Source organism: Cellulomonas sp. P1_G12_2, from assembly GCF_056405535.1.
On sequence record NZ_JBFUBX010000004.1, the window covers coordinates 18,043 to 39,783 of the forward strand.

At 70.6% G+C, this 21,741-nt stretch carries 19 protein-coding genes and 4 tRNA genes; 12 read left to right on the plus strand and 11 right to left on the minus strand.

Going from position 1 to position 21,741, the window contains the following annotated elements; translation table 11 throughout:
• Window positions 1–77: 77 nt before the first annotated feature.
• From AC1DXT_RS14025 to AC1DXT_RS14040, 4 genes are all read right to left on the minus strand, one after another.
• The gene (locus tag AC1DXT_RS14025) at window positions 78–1,508 is read right to left on the minus strand and encodes a 4Fe-4S binding protein (protein ID WP_477061926.1); all 1,431 of its coding nucleotides are present in this window, start codon (window positions 1,506–1,508) and stop codon (window positions 78–80) included.
• Between the two features lie 20 nt (window positions 1,509–1,528).
• Window positions 1,529–1,948: a hypothetical protein gene (locus AC1DXT_RS14030; RefSeq protein ID WP_477061927.1), complete on the minus strand. Its 420-nt coding sequence runs from the start codon at window positions 1,946–1,948 to the stop codon at window positions 1,529–1,531.
• A gap of 196 nt (window positions 1,949–2,144) precedes the next feature.
• Window positions 2,145–3,218: a HAMP domain-containing sensor histidine kinase gene (locus AC1DXT_RS14035; RefSeq protein WP_477061928.1), complete on the minus strand. Its 1,074-nt coding sequence runs from the start codon at window positions 3,216–3,218 to the stop codon at window positions 2,145–2,147.
• Window positions 3,219–3,259: 41 nt separating this feature from the next.
• Window positions 3,260–3,985 carry a response regulator gene (locus AC1DXT_RS14040; protein WP_477061929.1) on the minus strand — a complete coding sequence of 242 codons (726 nt, stop codon included), beginning with the start codon at window positions 3,983–3,985 and terminating at the stop codon, window positions 3,260–3,262.
• 147 nt (window positions 3,986–4,132) lie between these two features.
• On the opposite strand from AC1DXT_RS14040, the gene AC1DXT_RS14045 reads away from it, so the two are divergent.
• From AC1DXT_RS14045 to AC1DXT_RS14070, 6 genes are all read left to right on the plus strand, one after another.
• A complete protein-coding gene (locus tag AC1DXT_RS14045) occupies window positions 4,133–4,444 on the plus strand; it encodes a glutaredoxin (RefSeq protein ID WP_477061930.1) in 312 nt (103 codons plus the stop codon).
• Window position 4,445: 1 nt separating this feature from the next.
• Window positions 4,446–5,453: a cytochrome c biogenesis CcdA family protein gene (locus AC1DXT_RS14050; protein WP_477061931.1), complete on the plus strand. Its 1,008-nt coding sequence runs from the start codon at window positions 4,446–4,448 to the stop codon at window positions 5,451–5,453.
• A complete protein-coding gene (locus tag AC1DXT_RS14055) occupies window positions 5,450–6,076 on the plus strand; it encodes a peroxiredoxin family protein (protein ID WP_477061932.1) in 627 nt (208 codons plus the stop codon). The genes AC1DXT_RS14050 and AC1DXT_RS14055 overlap by 4 nt, the downstream gene beginning before the upstream one ends.
• A gap of 157 nt (window positions 6,077–6,233) precedes the next feature.
• Window positions 6,234–8,660, plus strand: a complete 2,427-nt coding sequence (locus AC1DXT_RS14060) for a heavy metal translocating P-type ATPase (RefSeq protein WP_477061933.1) — start codon at window positions 6,234–6,236, stop codon at window positions 8,658–8,660.
• A 133-nt stretch (window positions 8,661–8,793) separates the two neighbouring features.
• Window positions 8,794–9,402, plus strand: coding sequence for a DUF305 domain-containing protein (locus AC1DXT_RS14065; protein WP_477061934.1), 609 nt, complete (start codon window positions 8,794–8,796; stop codon window positions 9,400–9,402).
• A gap of 55 nt (window positions 9,403–9,457) precedes the next feature.
• On the plus strand, window positions 9,458–9,703 hold the full coding sequence (locus AC1DXT_RS14070) for an SHOCT domain-containing protein (RefSeq protein WP_477061935.1): 246 nt from the start codon (window positions 9,458–9,460) through the stop codon (window positions 9,701–9,703).
• A gap of 48 nt (window positions 9,704–9,751) precedes the next feature.
• Here the strand turns inward: AC1DXT_RS14070 and AC1DXT_RS14075 are convergent, their stop codons facing one another.
• Window positions 9,752–12,469, minus strand: coding sequence for a helix-turn-helix transcriptional regulator (locus AC1DXT_RS14075; RefSeq protein WP_477061936.1), 2,718 nt, complete (start codon window positions 12,467–12,469; stop codon window positions 9,752–9,754).
• Between the two features lie 153 nt (window positions 12,470–12,622).
• Between AC1DXT_RS14075 and AC1DXT_RS14080 the strand changes: the two genes are divergently transcribed.
• The gene (locus tag AC1DXT_RS14080) at window positions 12,623–13,996 is read left to right on the plus strand and encodes an alpha/beta fold hydrolase (protein ID WP_477061937.1); all 1,374 of its coding nucleotides are present in this window, start codon (window positions 12,623–12,625) and stop codon (window positions 13,994–13,996) included.
• Window positions 13,997–14,230: 234 nt separating this feature from the next.
• Here the strand turns inward: AC1DXT_RS14080 and AC1DXT_RS14085 are convergent, their stop codons facing one another.
• Both AC1DXT_RS14085 and AC1DXT_RS14090 read right to left on the minus strand, forming a co-directional pair.
• Complete coding sequence (locus tag AC1DXT_RS14085; RefSeq protein WP_477061938.1) at window positions 14,231–14,458, minus strand: tyrosine-type recombinase/integrase; 228 nt, start codon at window positions 14,456–14,458, stop codon at window positions 14,231–14,233.
• Window positions 14,459–14,464: 6 nt separating this feature from the next.
• Window positions 14,465–14,758, minus strand: coding sequence for a hypothetical protein (locus tag AC1DXT_RS14090; RefSeq protein WP_477061939.1), 294 nt, complete (start codon window positions 14,756–14,758; stop codon window positions 14,465–14,467).
• Between the two features lie 343 nt (window positions 14,759–15,101).
• Here AC1DXT_RS14090 and AC1DXT_RS14095 point away from each other — a divergent pair, with 343 nt between their 5' ends.
• A complete protein-coding gene (locus AC1DXT_RS14095) occupies window positions 15,102–15,851 on the plus strand; it encodes a M15 family metallopeptidase (protein WP_477061940.1) in 750 nt (249 codons plus the stop codon).
• A 485-nt stretch (window positions 15,852–16,336) separates the two neighbouring features.
• Here AC1DXT_RS14095 and AC1DXT_RS14100 read toward each other — a convergent pair.
• From AC1DXT_RS14100 to AC1DXT_RS14110, 3 genes are all read right to left on the minus strand, one after another.
• Window positions 16,337–16,411: transfer RNA gene (locus AC1DXT_RS14100), tRNA-Val, on the minus strand.
• A gap of 49 nt (window positions 16,412–16,460) precedes the next feature.
• Window positions 16,461–16,531, minus strand: a tRNA-Cys gene (locus AC1DXT_RS14105).
• Window positions 16,532–16,586: 55 nt separating this feature from the next.
• Window positions 16,587–16,658: transfer RNA gene (locus AC1DXT_RS14110), tRNA-Gly, on the minus strand.
• Window positions 16,659–16,804: 146 nt separating this feature from the next.
• Here AC1DXT_RS14110 and AC1DXT_RS14115 point away from each other — a divergent pair.
• Both AC1DXT_RS14115 and AC1DXT_RS14120 read left to right on the plus strand, forming a co-directional pair.
• On the plus strand, window positions 16,805–17,872 hold the full coding sequence (locus AC1DXT_RS14115) for a chorismate-binding protein (protein WP_477061941.1): 1,068 nt from the start codon (window positions 16,805–16,807) through the stop codon (window positions 17,870–17,872).
• Between the two features lie 4 nt (window positions 17,873–17,876).
• A complete protein-coding gene (locus AC1DXT_RS14120; RefSeq protein ID WP_477061942.1) occupies window positions 17,877–18,740 on the plus strand; it encodes an aminotransferase class IV in 864 nt (287 codons plus the stop codon).
• Between the two features lie 62 nt (window positions 18,741–18,802).
• On the opposite strand, the gene AC1DXT_RS14125 is transcribed toward AC1DXT_RS14120, so the two are convergent.
• A complete protein-coding gene (locus AC1DXT_RS14125) occupies window positions 18,803–19,156 on the minus strand; it encodes an SsgA family sporulation/cell division regulator (protein WP_477061943.1) in 354 nt (117 codons plus the stop codon).
• Window positions 19,157–19,522: 366 nt separating this feature from the next.
• Between AC1DXT_RS14125 and AC1DXT_RS14130 the strand changes: the two genes are divergently transcribed.
• A tRNA-Val gene (locus AC1DXT_RS14130) sits at window positions 19,523–19,595 on the plus strand.
• Between the two features lie 133 nt (window positions 19,596–19,728).
• On the plus strand, window positions 19,729–21,741 hold the full coding sequence (gene thrS, locus AC1DXT_RS14135; protein ID WP_477061944.1) for a threonine--tRNA ligase: 2,013 nt from the start codon (window positions 19,729–19,731) through the stop codon (window positions 21,739–21,741).

Consider the following 21,741-nt stretch of genomic DNA (forward strand, 5'->3'; position numbering starts at 1 on the left):
TGAGCGCACCCCGATGGGAAGACTGCCGTGCTCTGCCCGAGTCGTCACGGCCCGGGGTGAGCGTCAGCAGGCAGCGGTCACATGCGGTGGGCCATGGGTAGCAGGAACATCCACACGTTGATCGCACCGAGCAGCACGATGATCGCGACGTACGGCATGAGTGTCGCCCTCCGGCGGGCGGTCGTGCGATAGCGACGGTGGGCGATGCGTCGAGCCGTGTAGAGCGAGCCCGCGATGCCCAGTGCGAGCAGGGCGAACTGCAGGACCTGGATGGCACCCGTGCTCATGAGCGCAGGATCGCCGCCGGTGCCGCCGACGCCGAAGAGTGCGCCGACGGTGTAGTAGACCGAGCCGCCCTCGGCGAGCAGGTGGAACAGGTTGTGCGCGAGGTGCGCGGCGACGTCCAGGGGGATGAGCGCGTACCCGAAGCGGGCGAAGTTCAGCTTCGTGCTCTCGAGGTTCCGGCTGGCGGCGACGCGAGACGCCAGAGCCAGCAGGCCCACAGGTACCGACACGGCGACGGCGAACGCCACGGTGAAGATCACGGCGTAGCTGGTGATCCCCGTGAGCGCCTCGATCTGGGCGAGGACGACGTTCCAGACCTCGAGCATGGTGATGTTCTGGATCAGGACGATGCCCATGATCGCCATGGCGAGCATCGACTGCTCGATCTTGGGCTTGGTGATGAACCACAGCTCGCTGGTGGGCTTGCGCAGGCGCACCTGGATCGCGTCGTTCGGGCAGGACTTGATGCAGTTGGCGCACAGGTTGCAGTTCGCGGAGTCCTCCATCGTGCGAGGGAACGTGAACAGCGGGCACCCGGCCACCTTGTCGTTGCCGTTGTAGCAGACGGCTTTGGCCTTGCAGGTCCTGCAGATGTCGGAGTCGGCACGCAGCTCGACCATGCCGGTGCGGGCGTAGTTGCCCGACAGGCCGCCGAGGAAGCACAGGTACCGGCAGAACGTGCGTCGCTGGAACAGGGCGCCGGAGGCGATCACGGCGGTGGTGAGCAGGAGGAGGAGGACCCCGGATCCCCACGGCGACTCCACGACACCCCAGACGTGGTCGGCCCACGTGATCGCGAGGAACGACACATCGATGATCCAGATGCCGTTGTTCTTGAGGAAGTTCGGCACGGGCCGGTTGACTCCGACCCACTTCTGCACGACGTCCGAGATCGCGCCGAACGGGCAGACCGCGCACCAGAAGCGTCCCAGCAGCACGAACACGATCGGGATGACCGGCCACCACAGCACCCACATGAGCGCGGTGCCGGCGTTCTCGTGCGCGACGTCCGGGCCGACGAGCAGCTGGTAGGCGACCAGTCCGAAGACGGCCGCCACGGGGATCTGGAAGATCTTCGGGTACCACCCGGAGCGCAGCGAGCGGGCGACCCACGGGATCGTCATGAGGTTGCGACCCACCGGCGGCGGGGTCAGGTCCGGGCCCGGCGTGACGTCCGGGTCGACGGCGTCGACCTGAGCCGGCGGCGGAGTGAGCGTGGTCATCGTGGTGTCCTTCGCGAGGGTCAGGCAGCGGCGGGGGCGGCGGCCGGGCGGGGCCGGTGGCGGGGGCGATCGCGGTCGCGTCGGCGCAGCACCGCAGCAACGACCAGGACGGCTGCGTTCAGGCCGGCGAAGGTCGACAGCACGGCCGCTCGCGGACGGGCGGAGGAGGGCGTCGCGTCGGTGCTCGCACCGTGCTCGCTGTGCCCGGCCGCCGATTCGTCGGGCTCGGTGTCGGCCCCTGTGTGATCCATCCCTTCCATGTCGCTCATGTCGTGAGCGGGCGGAGAGGTGGGGTCAGCCGGCTCGGCCACGGCACCCGCGCTCACGAGGGTGACCAGCTGCGCTGCGCTCGGCGTCGTCGCGAACGCGAAGGCGGGGTAGCCGGTCAGCGACGCGGCGAGTGCCACGACGGCGGGCAGTCGGACAAGGGCGGGATGCATGCGAGCTCCTCGAGAACGGTTCCGTCAGAACTGTCGACGGGCCGAGGGCCGCGCACATGGGACCTGTAGGTCCGAGACCTGAACCTCCATCGAAACTTCATGGACTGCCCGGCCCAGGACGTGGGCGCGGGATCGGCGGTGCGGGCGAGGCATCGCGCAGAGGCGACCAGGAGTCGGGTGCCCTGGGGTTGGTCGCTCAGCCCGACTGGCCCGGCGCGGGCATCAGGTCGATGTCGAACCGCGATCCGCGGCCCAGCCCGGCGCTGTGGGCCGTGACGGTGCCGCCGTGGGCGACGACGATCGCGCGAACGATCGCCAGGCCGATCCCGGAGCCACCGCTGTCGCGGTCCCGCGCCGTGTCGACACGGTAGAAGCGCTCGAAGATGAGGCCGACCTGCTCGGGGTCGATGCCCTCCCCGGTGTCGGCGACGGTCAGGCGGACGAGACCAGCCTCGGTCAGTGCTGCACCGAGGCGCACCGATCCGCCGCGCGGCGTGTGTCGCAGGGCGTTGTCGAGCAGGTTGCCCAGCACCTGGCTCATCCGGTCCGCGTCGGCGGTGACAGCCGGCAGTCCTGGGTCCACGTCGAGGGTCAGCTCGACACCGGCGGAGACGTAGCTGCCGCGGGCGGCAGAGAGTGCCGCGGACAGGAGCTCGCCGGGTGGTGTCGGTGCGAGCACCAGGCTGCGGGCACCTTGTTCCGCGCGGGTGACCGCCGCGAGGTCGGCGGCGAGTCGTGCCAGCCGGGTGCCCTGGTCGCGCAGCACGCTCACGGTCTGCGGTGTCAGGGTGGTCACCCCGTCCTCCAGGCCTTCCAGGTACGCGCCGATGACCGCGACCGGGGTGCGGACCTCGTGCGCGACGTCCGCAAGCAGACGCTGTCGAAGGGCGTCACTCTCCTCGAGCTGGCGTGCCATGTCGTTGAAGGCGTCGGCGAGCTGGTCGAACTCGGCACCGAGTGACGGGCGGTCCACGCGCGAGTCGAGATGGCCGCCGGCGATGCGGGTCGCGGCCGAGGTCAGGGTGCCGAGGGAGGAGGCGATGCGCCGGGTCAGGAACACGCTCACGGCGAGCGACGCGACCACGGAGGCGGCCAGGCCGATGGCCAGGGCGAGTGCGCTGGCCGACTGAAACGCCTCTTCGGCGTGCATGACCGCGCTGGGTCCGGCCCCCATGCCGGCCTCACCCATGTGCTGGTGGAAGATCACCGGTCCGACCGCCCCCGCGACGATCCACGCGGTGATCCCGCCGGCCAGGATGACCAGGGTCATGGCCGCCATGAGCCTGCCGGCCAGCCCCCATCCCGGCGATCTCATCCGCCGGTGCCGATCCGGTAGCCCACACCGCGGACGGTGCGGATGTAGCGCTGCGCGTCGGCCGTGTCGCCGAGCTTCTGCCGCACGTGCAGCACGTGGACGTCGACCAGGTGCTCGTCACCCACCCAGTTCTCACCCCAGACGGCCTCGATGAGGACGCGGCGGCTGAAGACGAGCTGCGGGGAGAGCGCCAGCGCCGCGAGCACGTCGAACTCCGTTCGGGTGAGCGGCACCGGCTCGCCCTCCAGGAGGACCTCCCGGGCGGGTAGATCGATCGAGAGGGCGCCGATGCGCACCGGTTCGCTCAGTGCCTCGATGCCGTGAGGCGCGCGTCGCGGTCTGCGGAGCAGAGCGGCGATGCGTGCCTGAAGCTCGCGTGGGCTGAACGGCTTGGTCATGTAGTCGTCGGCGCCGACGGACAGCCCGATCAGGGTGTCGACCTCCTCGCTCCGGGCGGTGAGCATCACGACGTAGCAGTCGGAGAACGTGCGCAGCTGCCGGCACACCTCCACGCCATCGATGCCGGGAAGTCCGAGGTCCAGCACCACGACGTCCGGGTCGATCGACCGCGCCGCCTCGAGACCTTGGGGGCCGTCGTGGGCCAGGTGCACCTCGAAGCCGTCGCGTTCCAGGTAGTCGGCGATCAGGGTGGCCAGCGCCTTCTCGTCGTCGATGACGAGGGCACGTCGGGACGACGGCATCTGCGGGGCCATGTCACACATTGTGTCCGGTCGGCACGGTCAGATCGCGGGACCACCGACCGCTCGGGCCAGGCTTCATCGAACGCTCATCACACCGCGACGGCAGAAACAGCATCGGGCGGGACCGTGGTCGTGGCACCGAAGCCCACCCACCCCGATGGAGATCCCGTGACCGACCAGTACGCGACGCCACCTGCCCCGGTGACGGTCGTGCACGCGACCGCGTGCCACCTGTGCGACGACGCTGTCGAGGCGCTCACCGAGCTGTCCAGGACACTGCCCCTCACGGTGCGGATCGTCGAGCTGGAGTCCGCCGAGGGGGCGTCGCTGGTGGCCGTCCACCGTCCCTCGATGAACCCGCTCGTGCTGGTCGACGATGCGTACTTCAGCGCCGGGCGGCTGCCGCGCAAGAAGCTGGCGAAGCTGCTCGAGCGGCGTACCGGCGGGGCCCCGCAGGACGCCTCGCCCGTGGGGGCATGAGGTGGGTGCCGAGCTCCTGACCACGGGCAGCATCCTGGCGGCGTTCTTCGCCGGCGGTGTGGCTCTGTTCGCGCCGTGCTGCATCGTCTTCCTGGCACCCAGCTACCTGGCCGGAGCGATCAAGAACCGCCGGTGGCGCCTGCTGCCGCTGACCTTCATCTTCGCCGCGGGCCTGGCCCTGGTGCTGGTGCCGATCACGCTCGGGATGAGCCTGCTCTCCGGTGCGATCGCGAGATACCACGGCCCGCTGTACTGGGCGGGCGGGCTGCTCATGATCGCCCTCGCCGTGCTCGCGCTCTCGGGGAAGATGTGGTCGCTGCCCAGCTTCCTGCGGGCCCCGGACACCAGCCGCGGCGACTCGGCCAGCTTCTTCGCCCTGGGTGTCTTCTCCGGCGTGGCCTCCAGCTGCTGCGCTCCCGTCCTCGCCGGCGTCATGACCCTGTCCGCGTTGTCCGGCTCGGCCGTCGGCGGGCTGACCCTGGGGCTGGCCTACGTGTTCGGCATGGTCTTCCCGCTGTTCGTGATGGCCCTGGTCTGGGACAAGGCGAGGCTGGGGGAGCGCACGCTCGTGCGCGCCAGGCTCGTGCGCATCCGCCTCGCCGGTCGCGTCATCGTGACCAACACGCTGAACGTTGGCGTGGCCGTCGGCTTCGCGGTGATGGGCGTCTTCATCATCGCGCTGGCCGGTGACGCCAACATGACCGGCGGCACGCAGGCCCAGGACTCGGCCGCGAGCACGCTCACCGACATCTTCCTGGCGGTTCAGCGGTTCGTGAGCCCTGTCCCCGAACCCATCCTGGGCGCCGGGCTCCTCGTCCTCGTCGGCGTGTTCGTCGTGGCGATGCTCTCCGAACGTCGCCGCCGCGCAGGCCGAGCCCCCGACGACGCCGCGGCCGACGTGCCCGCTGAGCCCGTCGACGAGCACCCGTCACTGGCCGACGAGGCGAGCGACGCGGACGTTCCGTCGTGTCACTCCACCACGACCTCACAGCAAGGAACAGCGCGATGACCTCCGGAACCGCCAGCCGACGCCAGGCCGAGCACGAGCACCAGCTCGACGAGCTCAGGCAGAACGAGGCCCGCGCCAGGCGCGGCCGACGCCGCATCGGGCTGGCGGCGTGGGGCGCAGGCTTCCTGGTCATTGCGACGCTGGTGACCGTGGCGCTGCTCAGCTCGCGACCCGTCGTCTCGGCGGAGACCCGCCACGCCCCCGGGTTCACCCTCCCGACCTCGGACGGGCAGACGGTCTCGCTCTCGTCGTTCCTCGGCGAACCCGTGATCCTCTACTTCAACGAAGGCGCGGCGTGCGATGCGTGCCTGCAGCAGATGGCCGAGATCGAGAAGGAGCCAGGCTTCGCTGCGGCCGGGATCACCGTGCTGCCGATCGTCATGAACACCGCCGAGCAGATCAACGCCGACCGCGACCGGCTCGGCGTAGCCAGCCCGTTCCTGCTGGACGACGGCACGGTCTCGCGGGCCTACGGAACCCTCGGCACCGGCATGCACGAGGGCCTCCCGGGCCACGGGTTCGTCCTCGTCGACGCCGACGGTGTCCAGCAGTGGTACGGGAACTACCCCTCCATGTGGCTCGAGCCCAAGGAGCTCCTCGACGAGGCCACGGCCCGGCTCTAGGCAGCACCCGACCCCACGACTCGGCGCTCGACCACGTCGGCTTCATCAAGGCTTCATGGTCGGCTGGGAAGTTCCTTGCGGGCACCCGCGTTATGCCTCCAACACATACCCCCATGGGGTATGCAGAGGAGCTAGTCCGACGAGACGGGGAGCGGTCATGAAGGTCGAGACGACAGTCCTGGAAGTGGGGGGCCTGCACTGGGCGACCTCCGAGCCGATCGTGGAGCGCGCGCTGGCCCGCCGCCCCGGGGTCCTGGGTGTGGAGGCCAACGCACTCGCCCAGACCGCGAACGTGACCTACGACGCCGACCAGACCTCCCTGGCCCAGCTCGTCGGCTGGGTCACCGAGTGCGGCTACCACTGCGACGGTCGCTCCGTCCCGCAGCACATCTGCGAGCCGATGGACGATCCGGCCGGCAGCCGGATGCCCGCGTCGAGCGCTGATCTCCGGGGCGCCGGGTCCGCGCACGGTCATCACGGCGACCACGGTGCGACTGCGCCGATGTCGGCCCAGGACACGATGGGGCACGGCGGTCATCACGGCGGCGGCTCGATGGCAGACATGGTGCGCGACATGCGCAACCGCTTCCTGGTCGCGCTGCTGCTGTCGATCCCGATCGTCCTGTGGTCCCCGATCGGCCGCGAGCTGCTCGGATTCTCGGCCGGCACCCCGCTCGGCCTGCGCGACGACGTGTTCAGCCTGCTGCTCTCGCTGCCGGTCATCTTCTACTCGGCGTGGATCTTCTTCGACGGCGCCTACCGGGCGCTGCGGGCGCGGACGCTGGACATGATGGTCCTGGTCGCCGTCGGTGTGGGCACCGGGTGGCTCTACAGCCTGTGGATCACCCTGACCGGCGGCGGTGAGGTCTTCTACGAGGCCGCCACGGTCCTGACAACGTTCGTCCTGCTGGGGCACTGGGTCGAGATGCGGGCTCGGGGCGGCGCGAACGACGCCGTCCGGACGCTGCTCGAGCTCGCTCCCGACACGGCGGTCCTCCTGCGGGACGGGGTCGAGGTCGAGGTCCCGACGGGTGAGGTCCTCGTCGGCGACCTGCTTCTTGTGCGGCCCGGAGCGAAGGTCCCGGTCGACGCGGTCGTCGAGGCGGGGGAGTCCGAGGTCGACGAGTCGATGGTCACCGGAGAGAGCCTGCCGGTGCCGAAGGCTCCCGGGTCGCAGGTCATCGGTGCGTCGATCAACACCACCGGGACCCTGCGGGTGCGGGCCGCCAAGGTCGGCTCGGACACCGCCCTGGCTCAGATCGTCGCGATGGTGCAGCAGGCGCAGAACTCCAAGGCGCCCGGCCAACGGCTGGCCGACCGCGCAGCGTTCTGGCTCGTGCTCGTCGCGCTGGTCGGGGGGACCGTCACGTTCCTCGCCTGGACCCTCGCCGGGGCCAGCGTGCCCACCGCGATGCTGTTCGCCATCACCGTGGTCGTGATCACCTGCCCCGACGCCCTGGGTCTCGCCACACCGACGGCCATCATGGTCGGCACCGGGCTGGGCGCCCGCCGCGGTGTGCTGTTCAAGAACGCCACGGCGCTGGAGACGTCCGCACGCATCGACACCGTGGTGATGGACAAGACCGGCACCCTCACCAGGGGCGAGCCGGAGGTGACGGATGTGGTCGTCGATCACCTGCCCGGGCTGGAGGTCCTCGCGCTGGCGGCCGCCGTGGAACGCGAGTCCGAGCACCCCCTGGCGCGTGCCGTCGTCGCGCACGCCACCAAGCTCGGCGCCTCCGTGCTCGTCGCCGTCGACTTCCGCAACGTTCCTGGCCACGGTGCCGGGGCCACGGTCGACGGTCGCCGGGTGCTGGTCGGCAACCAGCGGCTGATGTCCGCCGAGGGCGTCGCGCTCGGGGAGCTGTCCGCCCGGCGCGACGAGCTGGCGCAGTCGGGCAGGACCGCCGTGCTCGTCGCGGTCGACGGCCGGCTGGTCGGCGTGGTCGCACTGGCCGATGCCGCCCGGGAGACCGCGGCCGCTGCCGTGGCCGCGTTGCACGAGGCCGGTCTCGAGGTCGTCATGCTCACCGGGGACAACGAGGCGACCGCCCGCCGCATCGCCGGCCAGCTCGGCATCGACGCTGTCGTGGCGGAGGTGCTGCCGGGCGACAAGGCCGACCAGGTCGCCCGTCTGCAGGCCGATGGACGCACGGTCGCCATGGTGGGTGACGGCGTCAACGACGCCCCCGCCCTGGCCAAGGCCGACCTCGGCATCGCAATCGGCGCCGGCACGGATGTCGCGATCGAGACGGCGGATGTCGTCCTGATGCGATCCGACCCGCTCGACGTGGCGATCGCGCTGCGGATCGGGAGGGGCACGTTGCGCAAGATGCGGCAGAACCTGGGCTGGGCGATCGGCTACAACGCCCTCGCACTCCCGATCGCCGCAGGCGTGCTCTACCCGTCGCTCGGCGTGTCGCTGAGCCCCGAGATCGCCGCCCTGACGATGTCCGGGTCCTCGGTGATCGTCGCCGTCAACGCCTTGCTGCTCAAGCGGCTGCCGCTCCCCGCGACGCAGGATGCCCGCCTGCGTGCACCGACGACCGTGAAGGAAGCAGTCAGCGGGGGAGCAGGACGGTGAACGGCCCCTTCTTCCCGGGCGACGGGCGCCACCTTCATCACACCTTGATGAGACGACGACCGGCCATGAGGGTGTCACGGCGCAAGGTGAGCAGGGCCGATGAACTCGACGACCGCTCAAGGAGACCTGACTCATGAACCCGATGCGTCGCCGCCTGACCGCCTCTGCCGCTGCGGTCGCCCTGGCGATCGCCCTGGCCGCGTGCTCCAGCAGCAACGACACAGGGCAGGCGCCTGGCTCGGACCAGGGCACGGAGAGCACGGCGGCCACCCACAACGACGCCGACACCCAGTTCGCGCAGCTGATGATCATCCATCACCAGGGCGCCGTCGAGATGGCCGACGTCGCGATCGCCCGAGCCGCGAGCCCCGAGGTCAAGGCCCTCGCACAGCGCATCCAGGCCGCCCAAGGGCCTGAGATCGACCTCATGACCGGTTGGCTCGACGACTGGGACGAGGAGACGTCCCACGACATGGGCATGGACGACATGGACATGGGCGGGATGGACATGGACGGCATGAGCCAGTCCGAGGTGATGGACGAGCTCGACGGCCTCGACGGCACCGAGTTCGACCGGTCATTCCTCGAGCGCATGGTGGCGCACCACCGCGGCGCCATCGAGATGTCCGAGCAGGAGAAGGCCGAGGGCATGAACCCCGACGCCATGGCCCTGGCGGGCACGATCATCGACGCCCAGACGGCGGAGATCACGGAGATGCAGAACCTGCTCGCTGGCCTGTGAGGAGTGGATCGTCATGATGTGGTGGGGACACGGCGGATGGGGCGCCAGTGCCTGGGTGACCATGGCCCTGATGATGCTCGTGTTCTGGGGACTGGTCGCAGCACTCGTCGTCTGGATCATGCGCAGCGCCTCCAGCGGCGGGACGGCCCGGGGCGACGCTGGCAAGACGCCGCTCCCGAGCCCGGACAGCGTCCTCGCGGACAGGTTCGCCCGCGGCGAGATCGACGAGAGCGAGTTCGTCCGAAGCAGAGACGCCCTGCACGGCTCACGAGGTAGGCCGCGAGAGCCGCGGGACCAGTGAGAGCGGGTCGCGCGCATGTCGTGCGCATCGTCGGACCAGGACCTGGCGTCAAGCGAGTGAGAGCTGGGCGAGCTCGCCGCGGGAGCTGACGCCTGTCTTGGCGAAGCAGTTGCGCAGGTGGAAGGCGACGGTTCGTGGCGACACCCAGCAGTGGGCGGCGACCTCCTTGTTCGACATCCCCTGGCTGACGAGCTGCGCGACCTGGAGCTCCATCGGGGTGAGCTGCACCAGGGTGCTGACGTCGCGCGTGCGTGCCGTCTCACCGGCTGCGCGCAGCTCTCGAGCGGCCAGGGCGCTCAGGGGCGCGGCGCGCAGGTCCTCGAGGTTCTCGAGTGCCCGGCGCAGGTGTAGGCGCGCGTCGACACGGTGCTGCGCGCGTCGCAGGTGCTGACCGTAGGCCAGGTGCGTGCGGGCGAGGTCGAACGGTCGGGCGGCGTGCGCGTAGTGGGCCAGCGAGAGCTCGAAGTGTTCGGGTGCTCCTGCCTGCGGCGAGAGCAGCGCGCGGGCGTGTTCGACGGCTCCGAGCGCCCAGGGCCATCGGGTGCCCTGGGCGAACGGCACGAGCTCGTCGAGCCATTCGGTCGCCTGCTCGGGTTGGTTGGCGTGCACCGCAGCAGTGATGCGGTCGATCGCTGCCATCCGGGTGAGTGCCGGCACGCGCATCTGGGTGACGTGGTGGAGCGCGGCTTCGGCGGCGCCCGCCTGTCCCGCTCGGGCGCCGTCGGCCCAACGGATCAGGTCGGCTGTCGGAGCGGCGAGGATGCCTAGCGGGTGGTGCTCGACCACGTCGTCGAGCTCGGCGCGGACCTCGGGCGCCCCGTCCTCGCCCCGGAGCGCCGCGAGCAGGACGAGCCACGCGAGTGGGGTGGCGGACAGGGCTCGCTGACCGACGCTGGTGCTCAGGCGGTGTGCCTCGTCGGCGGACCTTCCGACAGCGGACCACTGACCGGCCAGGAACAGCGGGAACGCCTGGCGGGGGAGCGCGTACAGCACGGTCATCCCCGCTCCGCTCTGACGTCCGGTGCCGAGCATCGCCGCGAAGGCCTGCGCTGCCGTGGCATCGTCGCCGAGGTGCACGGCGGCCTGTCCGAGGTGCGCCAGGAGGTCGGGGTCCGCGTCGGTGCGGTTCCGGGCGGCGCCTCGCAGGTGTGCGACGGCCTCCGGCCAGGCRTGCTGGGACGCAGCGGTCATGGCCAGCAGCAGGTCGTGCAGAGTCTGGGTACGTGGGTCGTCCGGCTCGTGCCCGGATCGGATCACGACCGACGGGTCGAGGCGGATCTCGCTGTCTCCGCCGTAGGCAGCAAGGCCCGCGGCGGCGACCGCGAGATCGAGTGCGCGACCTGGCGCCGTGTCAGCCGCGGCGACGGCCGCGGACACGAAGATGCGGTGGGCAGCCGCCGCCGAGCCAACGTTCACCTCGATCCGGCCACGAAGCCGGTCGACGTCCGCGAGCAGCACGGGGTCGTCGGCCTCGCCCCGGGCAGCGGTGGCGAGCGACCGGGCGCGGGTCGTCTGGCCGGCGGCCCACGCGTTGCGCGCGGCAGAGAACCGCCGTTCCGCCCGCAGGTCGGAGTCCGGGGAGAGCTCAGCCGCGCGCTCGAAGAAGTCGGCCGCCGAGACATGACCCCCTCGTCGTTCGGAGCGAGCACCGGCGCCGTCGAGACGGGCCGCGATCGCCGCGTCCGGTCCGTCTGCCCCGAACGCGGCGTGCCACACCTGGCGGTCCGGTTCGCCCACGCCCTCGAGTGCTGCCGCCAGCGCGCGGTGCACATCCCGGCGCACGCTCGGGGGCGCGGCCTGGTAGAGGGCCGAGCGCACGAGAGGATGCCGGACGCGCAGGTGGTCACCGTCTCGGACCACGAGGCCCGACCCTTCCGCCTCCGCCAAGGCGTGGTCCGGGATGGCGAGGCTCCCGGCCGCGCGACGAACGGTGGCGACGCGTCCGGAGTCGTCGGCTGCGACGATCAGCAGGACGTGCTGAACCAGTTCCGGCAGGCGCCGAGCACGGTCGAGGAAGACTCGCTCCATGCCTGCGGTCACGGGCAGAGACGCCGGCACGGGTTCGGCGCCGTTGAGCTGGTCCGAGGTCAGCGCGGCAGAGAGCTCGACCAGGGCGAGGGCGTTCCCGCCGGCCTGGCGCAGCACCCGATCGGTCGCGACGGAGTCCTTACCGGCGCCCGTGTGGTCCTCGACCACTGCCCGCGCGGAGGCCTCGTCGAGCTCGCCGATGAGCAGCGAGGGCACTCCCGGGTGCGGGAACGACATCTCGAGCCCGTCGCGGACCGAGAACAGCAGCACGACCCGATCGGCATCCAGCCGGCGGGCTGTGAACAGCAACGCGTCGGCCGACGCGGCGTCGAGCCAATGGGCGTCGTCCACCATCGCGAGCACTGGCTGGATCTCGGCGGCCTCCGTGACCAGCGACAGCGTCGCGACGGCGACGAGGAACGGGTCGACGGGGTCGCCGTCGTGACGACCGAACGCGAGGTCGAGCGCCCGGGCCTGTGGCGGCGGGATGCGGTCCAGCAGCGGGAGCACCGGCCGCAGGAGCCGGTGCAGGGACGCGAACGCCAGCGGCGACTCCGACTCGATCCCTTGGGTCCGGAGCAGCGTCACCCCGTGGCAGGCCTCGGCGAGGTCGTCGAGGAGCGCGGTCTTGCCCGTTCCGGGATCGCCGTGCAGCGCGAGCGTGCCCGCACGCCCCCGCCGTACGCCGTCGACGAGAGCGGCCAGTCGCGCTCGTTCGCCGTCCCGCCCGTGCAGCACACATCGACGCTACCCAGCCCGGCGCTACCGCGGTGGGCGTCCGATCCCGGCACTTTGACCGGGGCGAGCCGACCGGGCGACCGCGAGGCTCGACACGACGGCGATTCGGAACCCCCACGGCGTCCACCATCCAAGCTGAGGAGAGCGCTCATCATGTCTACGACGTACGAGAACCCCGAGACGACGAAGGACCGGTCGAGCGTGCGCTCGCCCGCACGATCTGGACACATCGGATGGGTCGTGGCCGGTTCGCTGATCAGCGGTCTCCTGTCCGCGCTGCTGCTGGCCGCCGCACCCTTCGTCCCCCCGCAGGAAGCGGCCGTCACCGGTGCGGTGCTGTGCGGGTTCGCGCTCGGCTGGGCGATGCTCGCTCTTCTGTCGGTGCGGATGACGGACCAGCCCCAGTCGTGGGCGGCCGTCCCTGCCGTCGTCATGGGCATCGGCGGGTTCCTCCTCCTGACGCTGGGGTCTTCGGTGGACCCGGTCCTGGGCTGGGTCTGGCCTCCGGCCGTGCTGGTGCTGGTCGTCTGGATGGTCGCTCAGTCCCGCCGCCACCTGCAGAGCCGGAGCCGACGCTGGCTGCTGTACCCGGTGACCGCGATGCTGGCGGTTGCCGCGGTGGGCGGGATGTACGAGACGCTCGGCGCAGCTACCGACCCGTCGACACGAATCACCGGACACTCGATCGACGTCGGTGGGCGGTCGCTGCACCTGGAGTGCACCGGTACCGGAAGCCCGACCGTCCTCCTGCAGCCCGGTGGTGGCGCGATGTCTGCTCAGATGGCATGGATCGCACCCCGGGTCGCAGCGAGCACCCGCGTCTGCGTGTACGACCGCCCCGGCCGCGGCGGCAGCGACCCGGTGGAGACCGCCCAGGACGCGACGCAGATCGCCGTCGACCTGCACACGCTGCTGGAGCAGGCGAACGTTCCCGGACCGTACGTGTTGGCCGGCCACTCCTTCGGGGGCCTGTACGCGCTGACCTACGCTGCCCGCTACCCCGACCAGATCGCCGGCTTGGTGATCGTCGACACGACCGCCCCCCGCGATCAGCCCGTGCCCGCAGGCTCCGACCGACCGAGCCGCTACGACCCCGTCGACCGGCTCGCCACCTTGTTGTCAACCTCTGCCCGGCTCGGCCTGACGCGTCTGTACGCGACGACCGAAGGCGCCGGCCTGCCGCCCCGGTCCGGGAGCGAGGTGCGCGCATCCACCGCAACCGGCAGCAACCTCCGCAGCTTCATCGACGAGTTCGCCCAGGCCAACCGGTCCATGGGCGAAGCGGCATCGTTCACCGACTTCGGCGCACGGCCACTGGTCGTCCTGACCGCAGGTACCGGTACCGACGCCGCGCTGACTGCGAGCCACGAGCGCATCGCCCAGATGTCGAGCAACAGCACCCACCGCGTCATCGCCGGAGCGACTCACGACGAGCTCGTCTCGGACCAGGACGACTCCGCCGCGACCAGCGATGCGATCCTCGACGTGGTCGCGGCGATCCGCGGCGCGACGACGGTGACCGAGTAGCAGGGTCTGGGGCATCCGCCCTCGACCGTCCGTCACCGGTCGCCCGCGGTGCCACAGCGGTTCCAGAATGCAGGAAGCGGCGCGGTCCCGGGGGGACTCGCGCCGCTGACCTGCACACACATGGTGGACGGTACTGGGATCGAACCAGTGACCTCTTCCGTGTCGGGGAAGTCAGGCGATGCCGTCTGATCTGCGGGTTGGTGCATCGGCTCAGGTCAGAGGCCCTATAGATCCCTACGCGCTACTCCGCGCCACCCCCGGACTCTCGGCTGATGTTCCGCCAATGTTCCGCCGGAACACGTCGGCGTACGGGTCCGCGACGTCGTCGGCGCGCGGCTGGAACCGGGCGTAGGTGTCGAGCGTGGTCGACGGCTTGGAGTGCCCGAGGCGGTGCGCGACCTCGATGGGTGGCAGCCCAGCCGCGAGCATCCACGACGCCGCGGTGTGCCGCAGGTTCCGCATCGTGATCTAAGGCACCGGGCTCCCGTCGACGACTGCTGACGCGACCGCGGGATCCCACACACGGCGTCGCAGGTTGTCGCGACGAACGTGGACGCCGCGCTCGGCCGTGAAGAGGAGCTGTCCGCGCTGGCGGTCCTGCTGCGCGATGTGCTCGGCCAGGAGGTCGACGACGCGGTCCGGAATGGGGATCCACCGGTCAGAGCCGCGGGTCTTGCCGGACTCGCGCAGCTCGACGACCCCGCCGACCTCTTCGAGGACCCGGTGCCCGACGTGCACGCGCCGCCGGGCCGGCTGGGGCATGGGTCGGGCGGCAGCTGCACGGTGCGCTACAGGACGCGGTCCGCTGGCACCCAGGCGTGCCAGTGCTGTTCGGGGCCGATGGTCTGCCGGATGCAGAGCCAGGCTGCGGGTGCTGGTGGTGCGGGTGCGCGTGACCGGTGGGCGGGGTGCCGGCGAGCTGGTCAGCTCGAGCCACATTGACCAGGCCTCCCCGTAACACGGTCGGGACGCTAGCCTGGATGTGCTGCGAGACACCGCGGCCGCACCGACGGCGCCGCGGATCGTCGCGGACGGCTCGGAAGGGCACGGGACTCGTGGGCATCCAGCGTGCACCAGGGCGGGGCACGATCGAGGTCGGCTGGCCATGACCCCGGTCGCGATCCTCAACGGGCTCTTGCCGGAGAGCATGCTCGCCACTATCTCGGGCACCAATCAGCGTGTGGCGCGCGAGTTCGTCGCGCAGACCGAGGCACTCCGGACAGCGTTCCAGGAGAGGTTCGGGAAGGCACTCAAGATCACCGACGCGTACCGGACGTTCGATGAGCAGGTGAGCTTGAAGGCTGATCTGGGCTCCTTCGCCGCCAAACCGGGAACGTCGAACCACGGGTGGGGCCGGGCCATCGACTTCGGGTCCGGCGTGAATGTGGAGGAATCAGCCGAGTACCTCTGGATGAAGGCGAACGCTCCCGATTTCGGCTGGCACCATCCGAAGTGGGCCGAGGACAACAACCCGAAGAACGGCCAGCAGGAACCGTGGCACTGGGAGGCGACGTTAGCCGCCGGCCTCTTCGACGTCAGCCCCGAGATGGAGGACGACATGTACAACGAGGACGATCGCTTCGCCATGGGCCTGGTCCTCGCGGCGGTAGGACGCATGGAGATAGCCATGGGGCAGGTGGTCCCGAACACGAACCGGCTCCCGCACATCCACACCCAGGCGGACATCATCGCCGCGGGTGTGGGCAACGTCACGAACGGCGTCGTGACTCTGTTGGCGCGTGACCCCGGTGCCGTGACGGCGGCCGACATCGCTGAGGCGATCCCGGACGACTTCGTCGAGCTGGTCGCCGCGGCGTTGGCCGCCCGGATCCAGGGCAGGCACCCGCCTGGGTGACGCGGTCGCGGCGATGCCTGCGTGAGGTCGGTAGCCCTCGTAGCTCGCACGTCAGTGACAGATGCGGCCGGATCGCTTGTCACACGACTCCCCAACAACGAGAGGTCCGGTCCAGCTCACATCGGCTCCCGACGAGCCCGGGCGTCCGTCCGACGACCTCCTCATACGCGTGCCACGCCGAGTGGTGAGGGTTGATCGCAGATGACTGGGCGCTGCCATTGATCGCGCGGTGGTGTCAGCGCCGCACCGCTGATCGGTTGCGCTGGGCCATTCCGAACCGCATCGGGATGATGCGTCGTGGTGCGGTGCGGTTCGAAGTACGCGGATGCGGTCGGTGTAGTCCATGCGGCGGACGGTACGGGGGAGCGGTGACAGGCGGGCCGTCGCGGAACAGGAACTGATGCTGGTGTTCCGCCGATGCTCCGCCGTACGGCAGAGGCCCTCTCCGTCGTGAGACGGAAAGGGCCTCTGACCTGCGGTGATGCTGGTGGGCGATACTGGGATCGAACCAGTGACCTCTTCCGTGTCAGGGAAGCGCGCTACCGCTGCGCCAATCGCCCGGGGATCAAGCCGGGTCATGCATGGGGTGAAACACAAGAAGCTGCTACGAGGTGGAGATGGGATTCGAACCCACGTATACGGCTTTGCAGGCCGCTGCCTCGCCACTCGGCCACTCCACCCTGAGACCGCAGTCCTCAGCGGCTGCGGTCAGCCGATCAGGAGTGTCTGCCTCCGAGCGGACGACGGGATTCGAACCCGCKACCCTCACCTTGGCAAGGTGATGCTCTACCACTGAGCCACGTCCGCACAGCACGTCGTTCCGGCATTCACCGGTGTTCCGTGTGCGTCCCGAACTCTAACTGACGATCTCCGCGAGAGTCCAACTGGCTCCCGGCAGCCGGGTGATCGTGCGGATCGCGGGTGGTCGGGGTGCCGGTCGATAGCGTGTGCGGGTGCCTGAGCAGACCCTCCGTTCCCGTGGCGTCGCGTGGTTCGCGGGCGTGCAGGCGAGGGGTGTCGTCGAGGTCGTCGACGTGCGGGCCGAGCCCGAGCGGCTCTCGGTGCCGGGCTGGTGGGCGGTCGTCGGGGACTTCGAGGGACGTGTCCGGGCGTGGCGTTTCGCCGAGACCAGGACCACGGGTCCGACGACGACGAGTGCCTGGACCGGGCCGGACGTGACTGCCTGGGTCTCGTCTCTGGACCGTGCCGAGTACGTCTCCGCGGTGGACCGGGTGCGCGACCGCATCCAGGAGGGCGACGTCTACCAGGCGAACCTCTGCCGCGTGCTCAGTGCGCCTCTGCACGACGAGCCGGATGCGCGCGCACTGGGTGCAGTCCTGGCGGCGGGCAACCCGGCGCCCTACGCGGGCGGGTTGCACGTGCCGGGAGAGGCCTGGGTGGTCACGGCGTCGCCCGAGCTGTTCCTGCGGGTGGAGGACGGTGTGGTGACGTCGGGTCCCATCAAGGGGACGGCGGTCACCGCGGACGCGCTGACGGACAAGGACCGCGCCGAGAACGTCATGATCACCGACCTCGTGCGCAACGACCTGCAGCGCGTGTGCGTGCCGGGCACCGTGGAGGTGACGACCCTGCTGGGCGAGGAGCACCACCCCGGCCTGGTCCACCTCGTCAGCACGGTCCAGGGCGTCCTGGCCGACGACGTCGTGCGAGCCCCTGACCTGTGGGCGCGGCTGCTGGATGCCACGTACCCGCCGGGGTCGGTGTCGGGCGCCCCGAAGTCGTCGGCCCTCGACATCATCGCCGCCCTGGAGACCGCCCCGCGGGGGCCGTACTGCGGAGCGGTCGGGTGGATCGAGGTGAGCCCCGACGGCTCGGTGCGGGCGGAGCTCGCCGTCGGCATCCGCACGTTCTGGTGGGAGGACGGCGTGCTGCGGTTCGGTACGGGTGCGGGGATCACGTGGGGGAGCGACGCGCAGGCCGAGTGGGCCGAGACCGAGCTCAAGGCCGCGCGGCTCGTCGGCCTCGCCTCCGGCGTCCGTGTCGAGCCGGTGACAGACTGACCCGATGGGTGTCGTGATCTGGTCGAACGGTCGTCTGCACGGTCCGGAGGACCTTCTCCTGTCGGGCATCGACCACGGGCTGACCGTCGGCGACGGGGTGTTCGAGACGTGCGCGGTCTACGACGGCACCGCGTTCGCGCTCACTCGTCACCTGCGACGCCTGAAGCGGTCCGCGCTTGGCATCGGCCTGGCCGAGCCCGACGAGGACGCGGTGCGCGACGGGGTCGCTGCGGTGCTCGCCGCCGCCGGACCGGACACGGGCCGGCTGCGGATCACGCTCACGGGCGGGCCGGGTCCGCTGGGCTCCTACCGGTTCGCGCCCGAGGACCAGCGCCAGAGCGTCCTCGTCCTGGCGGGGCCGGGCGCGCGGTCCGAGGTCTCGCGCGTCGTGCGGGTGCCGTGGGTGCGCAACGAACGGTCGGCGGTCGCCGGCCTGAAGACGACGTCGTACGCGGAGAACGTGGTCGCCGTGGCCGAGGCGTACCGGCAGGGCGCCGACGAGGCCCTGCTGGCGAACACCGTCGGGGAGCTCTGCGAGGGCACGGCGTCCAACGTCTTCGTCGAGCGCGACGGCGAGCTGGTGACCCCACCGCTGTCCAGCGGTTGCCTGGCCGGCATCACCCGCGAGCTCCTGCTCGAGTGGTCGGCCGCCGCGGGGCACCCGGTCCGGGAGGCGGCGCCGGGGGAGCTCCGGTACGAGGTGCTCGACGAGGTCGCCGGCGGGACCGCGCACCTGACGATGAGCGGCTCCATCCGCAACGTCTCGCCCGTCGTGAGCCTCGACGGCACCGACGTCGTCGTGGGGCCGCTCTCGAGGCAGGCGCAGCAGCTGTTCCAGGCACGGTTGGCGGACGACCTCGACCCCTGACCGCGTCCGGACATGCGACGACCGGCCCCGCCTCAGGCGGAACCGGTCGGCGTGAGCTGTGGTCAGGCTGTCAGCAGCGCGGCGATCAGCGCCGTGATCTCGCCTTCCATGCGGTCGCTCTCCGTGCCCAGAGGCACGAGGGCCTCGGTTCCGGCGAGGAATCGCTCGATGGGCTCCGTGGGGGCGGCGAGCAGCGCGCTGCCCTCGACACCACTGAGCGACACGAGCGTGTAGTCGGGGTCTTCGTCACGCCACACCTGCACGTCACCGGTCCCGGCGGGGGCATCGGCCGTCGCGTGCATCCCCAGAGAGAGGAGCTCGCGGCCGATGAGCCAGGTCGACATGGTGTGGGGGCCGGTGAAGACCGCGCGCACCGTGTACGGATCGGAGGTTCTGAAGGAGAACTCGGCGCTCACGGGGATGACGCTGGCGTCGGACCCGATGAGCTGCATGGCGACGACCTCGACGACGTCATAAGTCGAGCTCGGCATCGGGTCCTCCTGTTCGCAAGGGCTGGAGGTCCCATCATGGCAGGCCAGATGCCCGATTGGACCGGTAGGCGCTGCGAGTTCACCCGGAGGGACGCGCGGGTGGCTCGAGAGACCAGGTGACAGCACCCATCTTGGGGACGGCGCACCCTCTTGACGCCAGCGCCACGACCTGCGTGCGACGCGTTTCGGATTCTAGACCCGACACGGGTAGCATCCTCCTCGATGTCACCCGCGGGTGCACGTCCTCTCTGCGTACCGGCGTGTCGCAGCGATGGCGTCGCCGGCGACGACGGGCGATTGGCTCAGTTGGTAGAGCGCCTCGTTCACACCGAGGAGGTCATCGGTTCGAGTCCGGTATCGCCCACTCGATCAGAAGGGGTCGGCCCAGACGGGTCGGCCCCTTCTGTCGTGCATAAGAGGTCCGGGGGGCGACGAGCCCGCCGGTAGCATCGAGGGGCTCGCCGCCAGGGCGAGCGGCCACGAAGGAGGCTGTACCGGTGCCCGAGCTCATCACCCTGACCGTCGACGGGATCGCGACCACGGTGGAGCCGGGGACGACGGGTACCGACCTGTACTCCGCCCGCCGCGACGTCCTCGTCGCCCGCGTGGACGGCGAGCTCCGTGACCTGCACCTGCCTCTGCCGGACGGCGCCGTCGTGGAGGCCGTGACCATCGAGGAGCCGGACGGCCTCGCGGTGCTGCGGCACTCCGCCGCGCACGTGCTCGCGCAGGCCGTGCAGGAGGTCAACCCGAAGGCCAAGCTCGGCATCGGCCCGCCGATCACCGACGGCTTCTACTACGACTTCGACGTGGACACCCCGTTCACCCCCGACGACCTCAAGGCGATCGAGAAGGTCATGGGCCGGATCGTCAAGGAGGGGCAGACCTTCCGGCGCTGGGACGTCACCGAGGAGCAGGCCCGCGCCGAGATGCGCGAGGAGCCGTACAAGCTGGAGCTCATCGGCCTCAAGGGCGACCCGACGGCGGCCGACGGTGCGTCCGTGGAGGTCGGGCTCGGTGGCCTGAGCATCTACCAGAACGTGCGTGGAGCCGGCCGCGAGAGCGAGGCGGTCGTGTGGCAGGACCTGTGCCGCGGGCCGCACGTGCCGAGCACCCGGGTGCTCGGCAACGGCTTCCAGCTGACCCGGTCGGCGGCCGCCTACTGGCGCGGGTCGGAGAAGAACCCGCAGCTGCAGCGTGTCTACGGCACCGCGTGGCCGACGAAGGACGAGCTGCGCGCCTACCTCGAGCGCATCGCCGAGGCAGAGCGCCGCGACCACCGCAAGCTGGGCAACGAGCTGGACCTGTTCTCCTTCCCGGAGGAGATCGGCTCCGGGCTGGCCGTGTTCCACCCCAAGGGCGGCATCATCCGCATGGAGATGGAGCACTACTCCCGCCGGCGGCACGTGGAGGCGGGGTACTCGTTCGTCAACACCCCGCACATCACCAAGGAGCAGCTGTTCCAGATCTCGGGGCACCTCGACTGGTACTCGGAGGGCATGTACCCCCCGATGACCCTGGACGAGGAGCGCGACGCCGAGGGCAACATCCGCAAGCAGGGGCAGAACTACTACCTCAAGCCGATGAACTGCCCGATGCACAACCTGATCTTCGCGGCGCGCGGGCGCTCGTACCGGGAGCTGCCGCTGCGGCTCTTCGAGTTCGGCACCGTCTACCGCTACGAGAAGTCGGGTGTGGTCCACGGCATGACCCGCGCGCGCGGGTTTACCCAGGACGACGCGCACATCTACTGCACCCGCGAGCAGATGAAGGACGAGCTGACCAGCCTGCTGACCTTCGTGCTCGACCTGCTCAAGGACTACGGGCTCGACGACTTCTACCTGGAGCTGTCCACCAAGAACCCGGAGAAGTCCGTCGGTTCCGACGCGGCCTGGGACGAGGCCACCGAGACCCTGCGCCAGGTGGCCGAGGCCTCGGGTCTGGACCTGGTTCCGGACCCGGGCGGTGCCGCGTTCTACGGTCCGAAGATCTCCGTGCAGGCGAAGGACGCGCTGGGACGCACCTGGCAGATGTCGACCATCCAGCTCGACTTCAACCTGCCGGAGCGGTTCGAGCTCGAGTACACCGCGCCCGACGGCACTCGCCAGCGGCCCGTGATGATCCACCGCGCGCTGTTCGGGTCCATCGAGCGGTTCTTCGCCGTGCTGACCGAGCACTACGCCGGTGCGTTCCCCGCGTGGCTGGCGCCCGTGCAGGTGCTCGCGGTGCCCGTCGCGGAGCCGTTCGAGGGGTACCTCGACGACGTCGTGTCGCAGCTGCGCGCGCAGGGGATCCGTGCCGAGGTGGACCGGTCCGACGACCGGTTCGGCAAGAAGATCCGCAACGCCAGCACGCAGAAGATCCCGTTCGTGCTCATCGCGGGCGGCGAGGACGCGGACGCCGGGGCCGTGTCGTTCCGCTACCGCGACGGCCGCCAGGACAACGGTGTGCCGGTCGCGGAGGCGATCGAGCGGATCGTCTCGGCGGTGCGCGACCGCGTGCAGGTCTGA

What these genes read in the sequence shown, in the direction of transcription:
- AC1DXT_RS14025 (WP_477061926.1), bottom strand. Translation starts at nt 1,508, where the DNA reads ATGACCACGCTCACTCCGCCGCCGGCTCAGGTCGACGCCGTCGACCCG.
- AC1DXT_RS14030 (WP_477061927.1), bottom strand. Translation starts at nt 1,948, where the DNA reads ATGCATCCCGCCCTTGTCCGACTGCCCGCCGTCGTGGCACTCGCCGCG.
- AC1DXT_RS14035 (WP_477061928.1), bottom strand. Translation starts at nt 3,218, where the DNA reads ATGACCCTGGTCATCCTGGCCGGCGGGATCACCGCGTGGATCGTCGCG.
- AC1DXT_RS14040 (WP_477061929.1), bottom strand. Translation starts at nt 3,985, where the DNA reads ATGTGTGACATGGCCCCGCAGATGCCGTCGTCCCGACGTGCCCTCGTC.
- AC1DXT_RS14055 (WP_477061932.1), top strand. Translation starts at nt 5,450, where the DNA reads ATGACCTCCGGAACCGCCAGCCGACGCCAGGCCGAGCACGAGCACCAG.
- AC1DXT_RS14060 (WP_477061933.1), top strand. Translation starts at nt 6,234, where the DNA reads ATGAAGGTCGAGACGACAGTCCTGGAAGTGGGGGGCCTGCACTGGGCG.
- AC1DXT_RS14065 (WP_477061934.1), top strand. Translation starts at nt 8,794, where the DNA reads ATGAACCCGATGCGTCGCCGCCTGACCGCCTCTGCCGCTGCGGTCGCC.
- AC1DXT_RS14080 (WP_477061937.1), top strand. Translation starts at nt 12,623, where the DNA reads ATGTCTACGACGTACGAGAACCCCGAGACGACGAAGGACCGGTCGAGC.
- AC1DXT_RS14085 (WP_477061938.1), bottom strand. Translation starts at nt 14,458, where the DNA reads ATGCGGAACCTGCGGCACACCGCGGCGTCGTGGATGCTCGCGGCTGGG.
- AC1DXT_RS14090 (WP_477061939.1), bottom strand. Translation starts at nt 14,758, where the DNA reads ATGCCCCAGCCGGCCCGGCGGCGCGTGCACGTCGGGCACCGGGTCCTC.
- AC1DXT_RS14095 (WP_477061940.1), top strand. Translation starts at nt 15,102, where the DNA reads ATGACCCCGGTCGCGATCCTCAACGGGCTCTTGCCGGAGAGCATGCTC.
- AC1DXT_RS14120 (WP_477061942.1), top strand. Translation starts at nt 17,877, where the DNA reads ATGGGTGTCGTGATCTGGTCGAACGGTCGTCTGCACGGTCCGGAGGAC.